The sequence below is a fragment of the Corynebacterium testudinoris genome, assembly GCF_001021045.1.
Taxonomy (GTDB): Bacteria; Actinomycetota; Actinomycetes; order Mycobacteriales; family Mycobacteriaceae; genus Corynebacterium; species Corynebacterium testudinoris.
Genome location: NZ_CP011545.1, coordinates 1099163 through 1113516 on the forward strand (window position 1 = coordinate 1099163; position 14354 = coordinate 1113516).

Consider the following 14354-nt stretch of genomic DNA (forward strand, 5'->3'; position numbering starts at 1 on the left):
AGATGTTTGGATTTAAGAAGGCCTCCCAGGTGGTAGCGCCCGTCGAGGGCACCATCATCCCCTTGTCCGAGGTCCCGGACCCGGTATTCGCGCAGGGAATGCTCGGAGAGGGATTCGCGGTGGAAACCGCGGGCGACATCGTGCGTTCGCCAGTCGACGGCGAGATCATCGTGCTCTTTCCCACTGCCCATGCCTTTGCCGTGCGCACCCCGAAGGGTGAGGAGGTGCTTGTCCACATCGGCGTCGATACGGTCTCTTTGAAGGGGGAGGGCTTTCATGCCCTCGCTGCCCAGGGCGATCAGGTCAAGGCAGGCACACCCGTGGTGCAGTTGACCGACCTGGTGGCCTTGGCCGAAAAGGTTCCGTCGCTGGTGACCATCGTCGTGAGCACAGACCTTCCCCTCACTGCGGCCAAGGTGGAATCGAGTTAGTCATGCTGTGGCTGCAGCGGCGCTACAACAACAACGTTGTCCAGGCCACCGATGACGCTGGTAGGAGCCTCGTCATTCTCGGCCGGGGAGTGGGATTCGGGGTGTCCAAGGGCGAGCAGCTTGACCCTGCCCGAGTCGAAATGACCTACGTGTTGGAGACCCAACAGCGCGCTGCTTCCATTGCCGACGCCCTCAGCGCCCTCCCCGCCGACATCCTCACCCTGGCGCGCCATGTCGTCACCGCTGCCGAAGATAGATTGGGGATGGCCAACCCGCAGGCCCTGCTGCTGCCCATCGCGGACCACCTCCACGCCGCCGTTAAACGAAGCCGCACCGGGGAGCAGATCGACTTCCCCCTCGAGGCCGACATCGCCCAGCTCTACCCCCAGGAGTTGGACTTTGGCCGACACGTCTGCCGGATGACCATGGCGGAGCTGGGGGTGACATTGCCGCCGGTGGAGGCGGCGGCCTTCGCACTCCACGCGGTGAGCACCCAGTTCACCAGCTCGCGGATCCCGCTCGCCGTCGCGATGACGACGATGATCGATGAGATCCTGTCCATCGTCAGCCGCGAGTCCGGCATCGAGCTGTCGAAGAATGAACGCGCAACTGCGCGTTTCATCACCCACATCCGCTACCTGTTCTCCCGGATTGACAAGGCCAGCACGTATGACGAGGGTCAAAGTGAGGTCGTCGCCGCCATCCGGGATTCGCTTGCCCGGTCGTGGGCAATAGCGGAGATCATCGGAGGCTATCTGGAGGGAGAACTCAAGCGTGGTTTGAGCAAGAACGAGACCGCCTATTTGGCTCTTCATATCGGCAGGCTGACCACCCGAAGTCAGTGATCAGATCTTACCCCCGAATAGGGTCTATGATGGAGGTATCTATTCCCGTCTTCAGAGGAGACCCACGTTGTTCGGACACAAGAAAACCCAGCTCATCGCCCCTGTAAGCGGTCAGATTATCCCGTTGTCCGAGGTCCCGGACCCGACCTTCGCGCAGGGCACCGTGGGCTACGGATTCGGCGTGAAGACCTCCGGAGAGTCCGTCGTCTCTCCGGTCGAGGGCGAGATCATCATGATGTTCCGCACAGCTCATGCCTTCACCGTGCGCACAGATTCCGGGGTGGAGGTCCTGGTCCACGTCGGGATCGACACCGGAAAGCTTGACGGCGAGGGTTTTGAAGCAATTGCCGTGCGCGGCGACAAGGTCGAGGCAGGCGCCCCCGTGGTGCGGTTGAACAACCTCGCCGACCTGGAGGCCAAAGTACCCTCGATGATCACCGTCGTCGTGGTCACGAACGCAAAAAAGGTGGAGCCCGGCGAGCTCCACCTTGATGCTTCCTTCGGCGACCCAGTCCTTGAACTGAAGTAGCGCCGGAGGCTATCCGTCCCGGTTATCCGACCCAGCGGTACCACTGGACGGAGTTAGCCGGGATGTCGAGGGTCAGGGAATCCTCGAAACCATCCCACCCGGAACCGTTCGTGCTGACGGTGTGCGGGAGGTTGTTGCCCGCGCCGGCGTACTTAGCGTCGTCGCTGTTGAGCACCAGCTCCCAGCGCCCACCACGGGGGCTGCCCAGGGTGAACTTGGGGTGTGAGGAACCAGAGAGGTTGATCACGGACAGGACGCCGGAGCCATCAGTGCCCCAGCGGACGAAGGCCAGGAGGTTCTGGGCTGCGGCGTCGCCCTTGATCCACTGGAAACCCTCCGGGCTGGAGTCGAGGGAGTGAAGCGCGGGGATAGCGCGGTAAGTCCAGTGAATATCCTTGACCAACTGCTGAATGCCGACGTGGAACTCGTGGCCCCAGCCTTCCAGGTTTGACCAGTCGATGGAGTACGCCTCGTTCCACTCGCCGGTCTGACCGAACTCCTGGCCCATAAACATGAGCTTCTTGCCCGGGTGGGAGAACATGTACCCAAAGAGGGTGCGCAGGCCCGCAGCCTTGTTCCAATCATCACCGGGCATACGGCCCCACAGGGACCCCTTGCCGTGGACGACCTCGTCGTGAGAGAAGGGGAGAACGTACTTCTCGGAGTACTGGTAGATCATCGAGAACGTGATCTCGTTGTGGTGGTACTCGCGGTGAACCGGATCGAGCTTGAAGTACTCGAGGGTGTCATTCATCCAGCCCATGTTCCACTTGAGGCTGAATCCCAAGCCACCGTGCTCGGTCGGTGCGGTGACCCCCGGCCAGGAGGTCGATTCCTCGGCGATGGTGAGCACGCCGGGATGGGCGCGGTGGACGGTGGCGTTCATCTCCTGGAGGAACTGCACCGCCTCTAGGTTCTCGCGGCCGCCGAACTGGTTCGGCTCCCACTCGCCGTCTTCGCGGGAGTAGTCCAGATAGAGCATCGACGCGACGGCGTCGACCCGCAGACCATCAATGTGGAACTCCTCGATCCAGTAGAGGGCATTGGCGACGAGGAAGTTACGGACCTCGTTGCGGCCGAAGTCGAAGACGTAAGTGCCCCAGTCCTTCTGCTCGCCGCGGCGCCAGTCGGGGTGCTCGTACAAAGCGGGGCCGTCGAATCGCGCCAACGCCCAGTCGTCCTTGGGGAAGTGCGCGGGAACCCAGTCCACGATGACACCGATGCCACGCTGGTGGAAGGCCTCAATGAGGGCGCGCAGCTCATCCGGGCTGCCCCACCGGGCGGTAGGAGCGAAGTAGCCCGACACTTGGTAGCCCCAGGACCCGCCGAAGGGGTGCTCGGCGACGGGCATGAATTCCACGTGGGTGTAACCCTGATCGGCGACGTAATCCACAAGCTCAGTGGCTAGCTCCTTGTAGCCCTTGCCGATCTTCCAGGAACCCAAGTGCACCTCGTAGATGGACATTGGTTCCTGGTCGGGATTGCTCTCCGAGCGGGCGCGCAGCCAGTCGCCGTCATTCCAGTCGTAGCGGGAATCCACCACCACGGAGGTGGTCTCCGGCGGTGCCTGGGTGGCCTTAGCCATCGGGTCGGCTTTGTCACGACGATTGCCCTGCTGGGTCTGGATGGCGAACTTGTATGTCTCGCCGGCCCCGATGCCGGGGATGAAGATTTCCCAGACGCCGCTCGAACCAAGCGAGCGCATGGGGTACTGCGAGGCATTCCACCCGCAGAAGTCGCCGACGACCGCGACACCTAAAGCGTTGGGGGCCCACACCGCGAACGCGGTGCCATGGACGGTGCCCAAGTTGGTTTCGTAGGTGTGGACGTTGGCGCCAAGGACATCCCAGAGGCGCTCGTGGCGGCCCTCCGCGATGAGGTGAATATCCAAGTTGCCCAGCGTGGGAAGGAAGGCATAGGCGTCGGCGGTGAGCACCGGCGGAGCATCGGGCCAGGTGATGCGGAGGCGATAGTCCTGCGGATTGGGATCGTTGAGGCCCAGCACCCAGATGTCGTCGCCGATCGGGGTTGCCTCGTAGATTTCACCGTTGACCAGGACCTCCACCGAGGTCGCGCCGAGCTGTCGGGTGCGGATGACCGCCCCTCCCGATGTAGCGTGCCAACCATAGAAATCATGCGGGGCATGGTGTTGGCAATGACGCAACCGTTCCAGATCGTGGTCTGGGATAAGCAGGTTCTGGTCGATGCCGTCGAAGGCGTCGTGCATGGTGAAATCCTCTGGGGTGGAAGGAAGGGAACTTAAATGTTGACGCTACCGGAGTTGATGACCCCGGTGAAGAGGTTTAGGCCCGGTAGTCAGTGATGTTTCTCCACGACAATTGATCCCGTAGCTCTGCCGGGACCTCCGGGAGCACGAGAATGTGGGCGACGTCCTGGGAGGGGACGAGTCGGACAAAGTTGCGTGCACCCCACGTCCAGTCAGCGCCCGAAATGGCATCGTGCACCGGGAAGGACGACCCCTCGGGCAGACCCAGGGCCGCGTAATCGATGGTGACGGTGCCTTCCTGGGCATTGCGCGGGTCCAGGTTGACCACCACCAACACCTGGCTTCCGGTGACGGAGTCGACCTTGGAGTAGGCGATGAGCTGGTCGTTATCGACCTCGTGGAAGGTGAGGTTGCGCAATTGCTGCAGGGCGGGGTTCTCACGCCGAATGCTGTTGAGCAGGGTGATGTACGGCTCGAGCGAATCGCCTGAAGCCACGGCGGCGGCGAAGTCGCGCGGCCGCAGCTCGTACTTTTCAGAATCCAGGTATTCCTCGGACCCATGAGCCACGGCCTCGTGCTCGTAGAGCTCGTAGCCGGAGTACACGCCCCACAGCGGGGACATGGTGGCCGCCAGGGTGGCCCGGATGGCGAACATCCCCCGGCCACCGGTCTGCAGCGACTCGTGGAGGATATCCGGGGTATTGACGAAGAGGTTCGGGCGGGAAATATCAGCCGAATCGCGGATTTCGGAGGCGAATTCGGTGAGATCCTTCTTATCCGTCTTCCACGTGAAGTAGGTGTAGGACTGGGAGAACCCGAGCTTGGCCAACCCGTAGAGGCGTGCGGGGCGGGTGAAGGCCTCGGCGAGGAAGATGACGTCGGGATCGGTCTCATGGATCTTAGAGATGAGCCATTCCCAGAAGTTGGCGGGCTTGGTGTGGGGGTTGTCCACGCGGAAGGTCCGCACGCCCAAATCAGCCCAGTACTTGACCACGCGGTAGATCTCGTCGTAGATAGCCTGCGGGTTGTTGTCGAAGTTGAGGGGGTAGATGTCCTGGTACTTCTTCGGCGGGTTCTCGGCGTAGGCGATGGTGCCATCAGCCAGCTCGGTGAAGAAGTCGCGGTGGTCCTTCGCCCAGGGGTGATCAGGCGCGGCTTGGAGAGCCAAGTCGATGGCGATTTCCAGGTCCAGTTCCTCGGCGCGATCGAGCAACGCCACGAAATCTTCCACGGTTCCGAGCTCCGGGTGAACGGCGTCGTGGCCGCCCTCGGCGGAACCAATGGCCCAGGGGGAGCCGACATCGTGGGAGTCAGGTGTTAAGGAGTTGTTGCGGCCCTTGCGGTTGATTTCTCCGATGGGGTGGATCGGCGGCAGGTAGACGGTGTCAAAGCCCATGGCGGCTACCCGGTCTAGCGCGTCTGCGGTGGTGGCGAAAGTGCCGTGCACGGGGTTGCCCGCCTCGTCCCAACCACCGGTGGAGCGGGGGAAGAGCTCGTACCAGGAGTTGACCAGGGCATCGCGGCGATCAACCGTGACCTCGCAGATGGGGCCGTGCACGAGGAGGTCGCGCAAGGGGTACTGCACAAGGATCTCGGAGACCTCGTCGGTGAGGGCGGCGCCGAGGCGCTCATCGATGTCCAGGGTGTCGTCGGCGAGAGTGGCGGCAACGGCGCGCAGGGTCGCATCGGCCGGCGCCGGGGCGTTCTCGGCGGCCCGCTCGAAGCTTTCAACTCCGTGAGCAATATCATTGGCCAGTTCTTCCGCGCCCTGTCCGGCGGCGCGCTTCTTCGTCACGGCATTGCGCCAGGTGGCGAAAACATCCGACCAGGCATCGACGCGGAAGGTCCAGGTTCCCGGCTCATGCGGGACGAAGAGAGCGTGGACTCGGTCCGGGTTGTATTTCTCCGGGTGCATTTGCAAAGCCACGGTGCGCGAGCCGTCAGGGAAGGTGACGTTGACAGCGGCGGCAATGGCATCGTGGCCTTCGCGCCACACCAGCGCGGATACGGGCACTACCTCGCCGACCACTGCCTTGGCGGGATACAGGCGGCCGGAAATCTGCGGGCGGACATCATCAATTCCGAGTCGACCGGTCATAAGGTTTCACCTTCCGAAGTTGGGTTTTTGCTCTACACCGAGCCTAGTCCAGCTGTGTCATTTTCACCGGCGAGGCGGAGAATCGGACACAATGGGGGCGTGAACGACAACGTGGAAAAGATTGTGGATGAGATCAACGAGGACCTGCTGGTCGACTTTCGTGAGGTGACGTTCCGGCGTGGGGGGCGCACCCTCGTCGGACCTATCACGTGGCAAGTGGAATTGGACGAGCGGTGGGTCATCATCGGCCCGAATGGTGCGGGTAAGACCACGTTGATTCGCATGGCGGCGGCGGAGGAGTTTCCTTCGTCCGGCGTGGCGTATGTCATGGCGGAGCGCCTGGGACGTACCGATATGCGTGACTTGCGGTCCATGATTGGCGTGTCCTCCTCGGCCTTGGGCAATCGCATCCCGCCGGAGGAAAAGGTGGGGGACTTGGTTGTGTCTGCCGGATATGCGGTGCTCGGTCGGTGGCGGGAGGAATACGAAGAGGTTGACTTCGAGCAGGCGAAGGAAATCCTCGATCAGGTGGGGGCGCTGCATCTCAGCGATCGCACGTGGGGGACGTTGTCGGAGGGCGAGCGCAAGCGAGTCCTGGTGGCCCGGGCCCTCATGATTAATCCGGAGTTGCTCATTCTCGATGAGCCGGGGGCGGGCATGGACTTGGGTGGCCGCGAGGACTTGGTCGGTTACTTGGGGGAGCTGGCGATGGATGCGGATGCCCCGGCGATCGTCATGATTACCCATCATGTGGAGGAAATCCCCTATGGGTTTACCCACGCGATGCTCCTCGATGATGGCAAGGTCGTCGCGCAGGGCCTCATCGATGCGGTGATGACCAGCGAGAACTTGTCGCGTGCCTTCCATCAGCCGATTGAGGTCTCCCGCATTGGGGATCGCTACTTCGCCCATCGGAGGTAGGCGTGGTTGCCCCCACTGGATTTAATGAGGCTCGGATGGCCACGACGGTCATTCTCGTGCGCGATTCCGCCGAGGGCCTTCAGGTGTGGGCGCAGGAGCGGGTTTCTACCATGCTCAATTACCCCGGTATGACGGTGTTTCCGGGTGGGGGAGTGGACAAGCGGGATTTCCCCATCGGCGAGTGGGATCACGCGGCCCTGTGGACGGGGCCATCGGTCGAGGAGATGGCTGCTCGCATTGGCATGAGCAATGAACAAGCCCACGCCATGGTCTTTGCGGCGGTGAGGGAGCTGTTTGAGGAGACGGGGTTGCTCCTGGCGGTCCATGGCGACGGTCGTCCCATTGATACTCCTCATCATGAGGACCGGCTCTCGCTGACCTCGCACCGCAAGTCACTCACCGAGGTGTTGACCGAGCGGGACTTTCGTGTCCGCTCGGATCTGCTTGTCCCGTGGGCTCGTTGGGTCGGGGGCTGGCGGGACCATCATTGGTTCGACACGGTGTCTTTTCTCGCTGTCGCCCCCGCCGGGCAGGAGCCGGATGGGGACACCTCTGAGGCGGATGATGCTGGTTGGTTCACCCCGCGGCTGTTGCTGGAGGGGTGGGAGTGCGGGTTGGTCCGCCTGGCCCTGCCGACGTGGGCGCAGATGCGCTTCCTCGTCCGTTTCGATTCGACAGCCGCAGCCCTCGCCGCCGCCGAGGCTGTCGATATGACCCCGATCGTGGGTGATCCGGTCGAGGATCCCCGTTTCCATGACTACTTCCACACCAGCCGAATCGAACGCATTTAACATGTCTTTTACCCGCGCGGAGGTGGCGTTTCTCGCTGCCCATCAGGCAGAGATTATCGACGCCACGCAATCCCTTCAGCTCACTGCGAAGTCGACGCTCAACGACGCGACGGCTTTGCGTGCTCGTTTCGGTGACCACGGCCGGGCCGTGGCGGAATTGGCGCGGGCGCGGAGGGCGGGCGTCGGCAAGTTTCCTTCCACGTGGCTGACTGATCTGGATGCCGCCCAGCAGGCCACCCCCGAGCCGGTGGCCCGGCTTCGGGCCCAGCGCCTGGCCCGGGCCCTCGGGCCGGGGGCGCTGGTGCATGACGTGACGTGCTCGGTGGGGACAGAGGGGGCGTCGATAAGCACGAACGGATTGCGGTACCTGGGAAGCGACCTCGACCCCGTGCGACTGCGCATGGCGCAGCACAACCTTCTCGGCGCGTGGCTCGCGCAGGCCGATGCGCTGCGGCCAATCAGCGCCCCGGACGTGGTCGTGGCGGACCCGGCGCGACGGGCAGGAGGCAAGCGGATCACCCACCCCGATCAGATGCTGCCCCCGCTGCCGGATCTGCAGGCCGCGTGGCACAGCACGGAGATGGCCATCAAATGCGCGCCGGGGCTCGACTACTCCGGGTGGGAAGGGTTGGTCAGCATCGCCAGCGTCGATGGCGGGGTGAAGGAGGCGTGCCTCTACACCCCGGGATTGGCCGGTGCGGAGACGCGCGAGGCGGTAATTATTCACCACGGAGAGGTCGATCGGATCACCGATCTCGAGCCGGATGATGTCACAGCCGGCGCCCCAGGCAAGTACCTCATCGACCCGGACGGGGCCGTGGTGCGCGCCGGGCTCGTGCGGCATTATGCCCACCGGGAGGGGCTGTGGATGCTCGATGAGCGCATCGCCTACCTCACCGGCGATCGCATTCCGGCTGGTAGAAGCGGTTTCCAGATCGTGGAGGTCGTTGCGTTGAAAAAGCTCAAAGCCGCGCTGCAGGCACATGATGCGGGAAGCGTGGAAATCCTCGTCCGCGGCGTCAATGTCGACCCGGATGTCTTGCGCAAGAAGCTCAAACTCACGGGCTCGCAGCCGATGGCGGTGGTGTGCACGCGGATCGGTCGGCAGGGAGTGGCTCTGATCTGCCATGCTCGACAGGCGTAGGATGCACCTCTAAACCCCTTGATAGAAAGGTGACACAACCCGATGCCCACCATCGTCGCGCTGGTTAAGCACGTGCCCGATACCTGGTCGCTCAAGACCCTGGAAGGTGACAACACCCTCGACCGTGTCAACGTTGACTCTGTTATTGATGAGATCAATGAATACGCCATGGAGCTGGCGCTGCAGTTGCGCGATGCTCAGGAAGGCTACCGCGTCGTCGCCCTCACTGTCGGCCCGGATGGCGCTGATGAGGCGTTGCGCAAGGCGCTGGCCATGGGGGCCGATGACGCCGTGCATGTCCGCGATGAGGCCATCGCCGGTTCCGATGTCATGGGCACCACGTGGATTATCACCAACGCCCTCAACACCATCGACGATGTGGCGATTATTGTCGCCGGAAATTCCTCCTCCGATGGTGCGATGGGCGCTCTCCCGGGCATTTTGGCGGAATACCGCCAGGTCCCCGCGTTGACCAACGTCCGCTCGGCAACCCTTGATGGTTCGACCGTGACGGCCGTGCGGGAGTCCGCGGAGGGCCACTACGAGCTGTCGGCGCCGCTGCCGGTCATCCTCTCCGTGACAGATAAGGCCGCCAAGCCGCGCTTCCCCAACTTCAAGGGCCTCATGGCAGCGAAGAAGCACGAGATCACCGTGCTCGACCTCGCGGCCATCGGTGTCGCCCCGGAGCAGGTGGGCCTGGCGCATTCCTCCACCGCGGTCACCGCTGCCACGACCCGACCGGCGCGCACTGCGGGCGAGGTTATCCGTGGAGACGACACTGCCGCTCAGATCGCTGAGTATCTCGTCGCCGAGAAGTTCCTCTAATCCTCGACCACTCTAAGGAGCCACATCACCATGTCTACTGTTTATGTCCTGGTCGAGCCGAACTCTCCCGTCACCGCTGAGCTGATCACGGCCGCGCGGGTGCTCGGCGAGGTCACCGCCGTTACCACCGATCAGGCCGCCGCACCGGAGCTCGCTGAGTTGGGCGCCACCACCGTCGTCGTGGCGACCGCGCCCGACGCCGACACCCGGCTTATCCTCCCGCAGGTCGATGCCCTGTCCATGTTGGCCGCCGGCAACCCCGGCCCCATTGTCATCGCCGCTGGTCCGACTGGCAATGAGATCGCCGGTCGTCTCGCCGCCCGCCTCGCCTCCGGCGTGCTTTGCGACGTCGTCGGGATCAACGCCGATCGCACCGCCGCGCAGTCCGTGTTCGGCGATTCCGTGCAGGTCTCTGCGGCCGTTGGCGGTGCGAGCCCCATCTACACCCTGCGTCCCGGCGCGGTCGAGCCCGCCCCGATCCCGGCGGCTGGCACGGTGTCTTTGCTGCAGCTGCCCGCTGCCACCGCCAAGGATGCGGTGGTCACCTCCTTCACCCCGGCGGAGCGGGGCGACCGTCCCGAGCTCGCCCAGGCGAAAATCGTCATTGCTGGTGGCCGCGGCGTGGGATCGGCCGAGGGCTTCACCGACCTCGTGGAGAAGCTGGCCGATGCCCTCGGCGGCGCCGTCGGCGCGACGCGCGATGCCGTCGATTTGGAGTACTACGACGGTGCCTACCAAATCGGCCAGACTGGCGTCACCGTGTCCCCGGATCTCTACATCGGCCTGGGTATCTCGGGCGCGATTCAGCACACCTCGGGCATGCAGACCGCCCGCAAGATCGTGGTCATCAACAACGATGAGGATGCCCCGATTTTCCAGATCGCGGACCTGGGCATCGTCGGCGATGTCAATGAGATCGTTCCCGCCCTCGTCGCGGAGATCGCCGCCCGCCGCTCATGACGCACTTTCTCGACCACGCCGCCACCATGCCAATGCGCCAGGTGGCCATCGATGCCTGGGTCACCCATGCCCAGGCACTGAATCCGGGTAGCCAATATGGTTCGGGTCGGCAGGCGCGCAGCGTGTTGGACACGGCCCGCGAGCGCATCGCCGAGCTGCTCGGGGCCGATCCGATCGAGGTCATCTTCACCGCCTCGGGCACGGAGGCCGACAACCTCGCCGTCACCGGGTTGTACGCGGCGAGCCCGCTGGATCGCATCATCACCACCCCGATTGAGCATCCGGCGGTCTTGGCCACCGTCCGGGCTACGGGTGCCACCGTGGACCTGCTGCCGGTGGATGCCGGCGGACACGTCCATGACCTCTCGCTGTTGGACACCCCGGCCGCCCTGGTCGCCTGCATGTGGGCCAACAACGAAACGGGCGCGATCCAGCCGGTCGCCTCGATCGTCGAGGCGGCGGGGGAGACCCCGGTTCATGTGGATGCCGTCCAGGTCGCCGGGCGCCTGCCCATCGATTTCCACGCTCTCGGTGCCACCACCTTGGCGGCCAGTGCCCACAAGTTCGGCGGTCCACGCGGTGCGGGCCTGCTGCTCACTCGTCGCTCGCCGGCCCCGCTGCCGGTTCTCCACGGCGGCGGACAGGAGCGGGGCATTCGTCCCGGCACCCTCGATGTCGCTTCCGCCGCCGCCATCGCCGCAGCGTTGGAGGAGGCCGTGGGCGAGATGGATGCCGAGATCCTGCGCCTGTCAGGGCTCCGCGATCGCCTGCGCTCCGGGATCTGCGAGCTCGTCCCCGACGTCATCGTTCACACCGCGGAGCCCGCCCTTCCCGGGCACCTGCACCTATCGTTTCCCGGGGCGGAGGGCGATAGTCTCATCATGCTGCTCGACCAGGCGGGGATCGAGGCCTCCACTGGATCGGCCTGCTCCAGCGGCGTCAACCGCGCCAGCGATGTCTTGCTGGCAGCCGGGGTCAGCGACTATGTGGCCCGTGGCGCCGTGCGCTTTACCCTCGGGCGCGAGACGACCGATGAGACTGTTGACGCCGTGCTCGCCGTCATCGCGGACGTGGTGTCCCGCGCCCGCCTCGCCGGGATGGCCGGCTAGCTCGCCGTTTCCTCTTCGCGCTGGGAGGCCGCCCACACCCGGATGGCCTCCATCGCGTCCTTGGCCTTGAGCTGGGGCAGATAGCAGCTGGACACCGCCAGGCCGATGGCCGGCAGCGAGAGTTCATCGCGGTAGCACAAGAACCACGAGTGGTGCTCGGGGTGGAACTTGTATTTTGAGGCGGCCAGGGAGCGGAAGCCGTAGAGCGGCTCCATGGTCTCGCCGACTTTGTCCAAGGTGACGTCGAGAAGCCCGCGGGACTCGGCCACCTCGGAGGTTGCCAGCGGGGCGCCGGAGAGCGAGATCCACTGGAGCCCTTCCGCCGCGGCAATGAGCAGGGCCTCGGCCAGCAGGTATTCGATGACGGGCCGGAAGCCCTCGGCATTGCGGCGCATCACATCGAGGGTGTAGCCGACCACGTGGCCCTTCTCGTAGACGGGCAGCCAGCTGGTAATGCCGTGGAGGGTGCCGTCCTCGCCCACGGCGAGCAACATCTTGGTCCCGTCGATTCCCAGCTCGGGGACTGCACCGAGCGTGAAGCCCATCTCGGGCAGGGATTTTTCTGATACCCACTGCTCGGACAGCTCGATGATCTTCTCGCGCAGTTCCGGGCCCGCGTCCTCCCACGTTGTCCAGACGGTGGAGATGCCCTCTTTGGGCGCGCGGTTTCGGGCGGTGCGGATGTTCTGGAATTTCTTGCCCTTGAACTCGGTGTCGGCGGTGGACAGGATTGATTCCTCGGCCACGTGCACCTGTTGGAATCCGCGGGAGGAGCGCTCCTCGGCGAAATCGGCCGACACGGAGTACCAGGCGGGCTGCCAACCTTGGGAGGTGGCGAAGGTTTCGAATTGGTCCGCGACCTCGTCCCGGTTGCCCTCGGCTCCGACGATGGGGCCGCCGACGGTCACCGCGATGCCGTTGTGCACCCGGTAGGCGACATAGCCGTCCTCGGCGAACCAGTATTGGTTGTTGTCCCACAGGGTCATCCAGGACAGGTGGTCGCCGGTGCCGGACTCGAGGATCTGCTGCGCGCGGGCCTGGTCAGCGGCGGTTGAGCGGTTGGGTACGCTCATGAGCAATCGGTAGAGCGCGTAGGCGGTGACCAGCCAGAATACGACCCCGACCCAGCTGTACAGCGCCCACGTGGCCGAGGTGGTGGGGATGAGATAGTAGGTGTAGAGCTGCCCCAGCGCCGGCGGGAGGAAGCGGTTGGGCAATTCCTCGAACGCGAGCGCCCAGGTCGCGGTCGTGTGGAAGCCGCCACGCAGCACCATGGCACCGATGAGCCAGGCCGCGGCAGTGAGCACCCAGGTGCCGACGACGAGGCCTGCACCGCGGGCGAGACGCGAGACGTCGATACGCACGGCGAACAGTCGACGGGTGAGGATGAGCAGGAGAGTGACCAGCAGCCACGGTGCCACGATGAGGAGCAGGTTGATAATGAGCAGGGCTCCGTCGGGCGCGTCGCTGAGCAGGTAGAGCTGGTTGAGGACGGCGAACATGGTGACCAGCTGGGCGGCGATGGACAGCCACCAAGCGAGGCGTCGTCCGCGCATGAGGCCAAGCGCGATGACGACCTGCAGGATCAGGGGCATGAGGTTGGCCAGCAGGGAACCGAAGCCGGATTGCTGGAGCATGAGGATGGCATCGGTGCATTCGCGGCTGCTGCTGTCCAACGCGCAGAGGAAGTAGGCCTGGTCCTCGGAGATGTCCGGCTGCCAGATGAAGGATGTCACTGCTGCGAACGGACCCTCCGCCCGGGGGTTGAGCCCGGCGAGGACGGGGCCGAGCGAGGCGGCGATGACGATGACGGTGACGAGGATGCGGCCCTCACGCAGGGAGACAGACATGGAGGGGCGGGTGCGGCCTTGGAACCATAGCCGCCCGGCGAGAATGCCGCCGATGGTGGCGATCCAGGCGACGACATCGGACAGCGTCCCGGTGAAGAGCAGCAAGGTGGTGGCGAGGGTGACCAGGATGAGCCGGGTGCGGCGGCGCCACAGCAGCGGCATAGCGCCCGAGGCGACGGCCAGGGTGCCGAAGATCCACGGGGAGGGGGAGAGGAACGTATCTTGCAGCAGCTCGGTACCCCAGTGGTTGAGGCCGGTGCTATCGATCGGGGCGGCAAGGACGACGCCCAGGGGGGTGGCGATGGCGTAGGACGCCAACGCCACGAGCGCGAAACGCCGGGTACCCAGGACCCGCTCGGCGGGCAGGGCGAAGGCGAGGATGCCCAAGGTGGCCAGCAGTGCCCCGCCGCGTGTCGACGCCGTCAATCCTGCCGTCAGCAGGTGCGTATCCAGAAGGTAGAGAGGTCGGCTGATGCCCAAGGTGGCCAGGAGATCATCGGTGTTGGGGCCGACCATCTCCCGGAGGATCCACAACACGGCCAGCAACAGAAGGCTCAGGGGGGCGAAGCGAAAGGTCTTTCCGACCTGACGGAGGGCATACTGCAGTTTTTCTTTCATACCAGT

General features: G+C 64.6%; 12 protein-coding genes. 9 read left to right on the forward strand and 3 right to left on the reverse strand.

Annotated features, from left to right (window positions below):
* The first annotated feature begins 2 nt into the window (after positions 1 to 2).
* The 3 genes from CTEST_RS05345 (at position 3) to CTEST_RS05355 (ending at position 1805) form a co-directional block, all read left to right on the forward strand.
* A complete protein-coding gene (locus CTEST_RS05345) occupies positions 3 to 431 on the forward strand; it encodes a PTS sugar transporter subunit IIA (protein ID WP_047252871.1) in 429 nt (142 codons plus the stop codon).
* Between the two features lie 2 nt (positions 432 to 433).
* Positions 434 to 1276, forward strand: coding sequence for a PRD domain-containing protein (locus CTEST_RS05350; RefSeq protein ID WP_047252872.1), 843 nt, complete (start codon positions 434 to 436; stop codon positions 1274 to 1276).
* A gap of 67 nt (positions 1277 to 1343) precedes the next feature.
* Positions 1344 to 1805: a PTS sugar transporter subunit IIA gene (locus CTEST_RS05355; protein ID WP_052844307.1), complete on the forward strand. Its 462-nt coding sequence runs from the start codon at positions 1344 to 1346 to the stop codon at positions 1803 to 1805.
* Positions 1806 to 1827: 22 nt separating this feature from the next.
* On the opposite strand, the gene glgB is transcribed toward CTEST_RS05355, so the two are convergent.
* Together glgB and CTEST_RS05365 are read right to left on the reverse strand one after the other, a co-directional pair.
* Positions 1828 to 4032: a 1,4-alpha-glucan branching protein GlgB gene (glgB, locus tag CTEST_RS05360; RefSeq protein WP_047252874.1), complete on the reverse strand. Its 2205-nt coding sequence runs from the start codon at positions 4030 to 4032 to the stop codon at positions 1828 to 1830.
* A 76-nt stretch (positions 4033 to 4108) separates the two neighbouring features.
* Entirely contained in the window at positions 4109 to 6130 is a 2022-nt protein-coding gene (locus CTEST_RS05365; protein WP_047252875.1) for a maltotransferase domain-containing protein, read from the reverse strand.
* Positions 6131 to 6229: 99 nt separating this feature from the next.
* On the opposite strand from CTEST_RS05365, the gene CTEST_RS05370 reads away from it, so the two are divergent.
* From CTEST_RS05370 to CTEST_RS05395, 6 genes are read left to right on the forward strand one after another with little or no spacing between them, the layout of a single operon-like run.
* Entirely contained in the window at positions 6230 to 7051 is an 822-nt protein-coding gene (locus CTEST_RS05370) for an ABC transporter ATP-binding protein (RefSeq protein ID WP_236686150.1), read from the forward strand.
* Positions 7052 to 7053: 2 nt separating this feature from the next.
* Positions 7054 to 7842: an NUDIX hydrolase gene (locus CTEST_RS05375; protein WP_047252876.1), complete on the forward strand. Its 789-nt coding sequence runs from the start codon at positions 7054 to 7056 to the stop codon at positions 7840 to 7842.
* 1 nt (position 7843) lies between these two features.
* A complete protein-coding gene (locus CTEST_RS05380) occupies positions 7844 to 8986 on the forward strand; it encodes a THUMP-like domain-containing protein (RefSeq protein WP_047252877.1) in 1143 nt (380 codons plus the stop codon).
* A 42-nt stretch (positions 8987 to 9028) separates the two neighbouring features.
* The gene (locus CTEST_RS05385; protein WP_047252878.1) at positions 9029 to 9811 is read left to right on the forward strand and encodes an electron transfer flavoprotein subunit beta/FixA family protein; all 783 of its coding nucleotides are present in this window, start codon (positions 9029 to 9031) and stop codon (positions 9809 to 9811) included.
* Positions 9812 to 9841: 30 nt separating this feature from the next.
* Positions 9842 to 10771 (forward strand): electron transfer flavoprotein subunit alpha/FixB family protein, encoded by a 930-nt coding sequence (locus tag CTEST_RS05390; protein WP_047252879.1) that lies wholly within the window; start codon positions 9842 to 9844, stop codon positions 10769 to 10771.
* Positions 10768 to 11880, forward strand: a complete 1113-nt coding sequence (locus CTEST_RS05395; RefSeq protein ID WP_047252880.1) for a cysteine desulfurase family protein — start codon at positions 10768 to 10770, stop codon at positions 11878 to 11880. Before CTEST_RS05390 ends, CTEST_RS05395 begins: the two co-directional genes overlap by 4 nt.
* Here the strand turns inward: CTEST_RS05395 and CTEST_RS05400 are convergent.
* Positions 11877 to 14348, reverse strand: a complete 2472-nt coding sequence (locus tag CTEST_RS05400; RefSeq protein WP_047252881.1) for a bifunctional lysylphosphatidylglycerol flippase/synthetase MprF — start codon at positions 14346 to 14348, stop codon at positions 11877 to 11879. The genes CTEST_RS05395 and CTEST_RS05400 overlap by 4 nt on opposite strands.
* Positions 14349 to 14354: the final 6 nt, after the last annotated feature.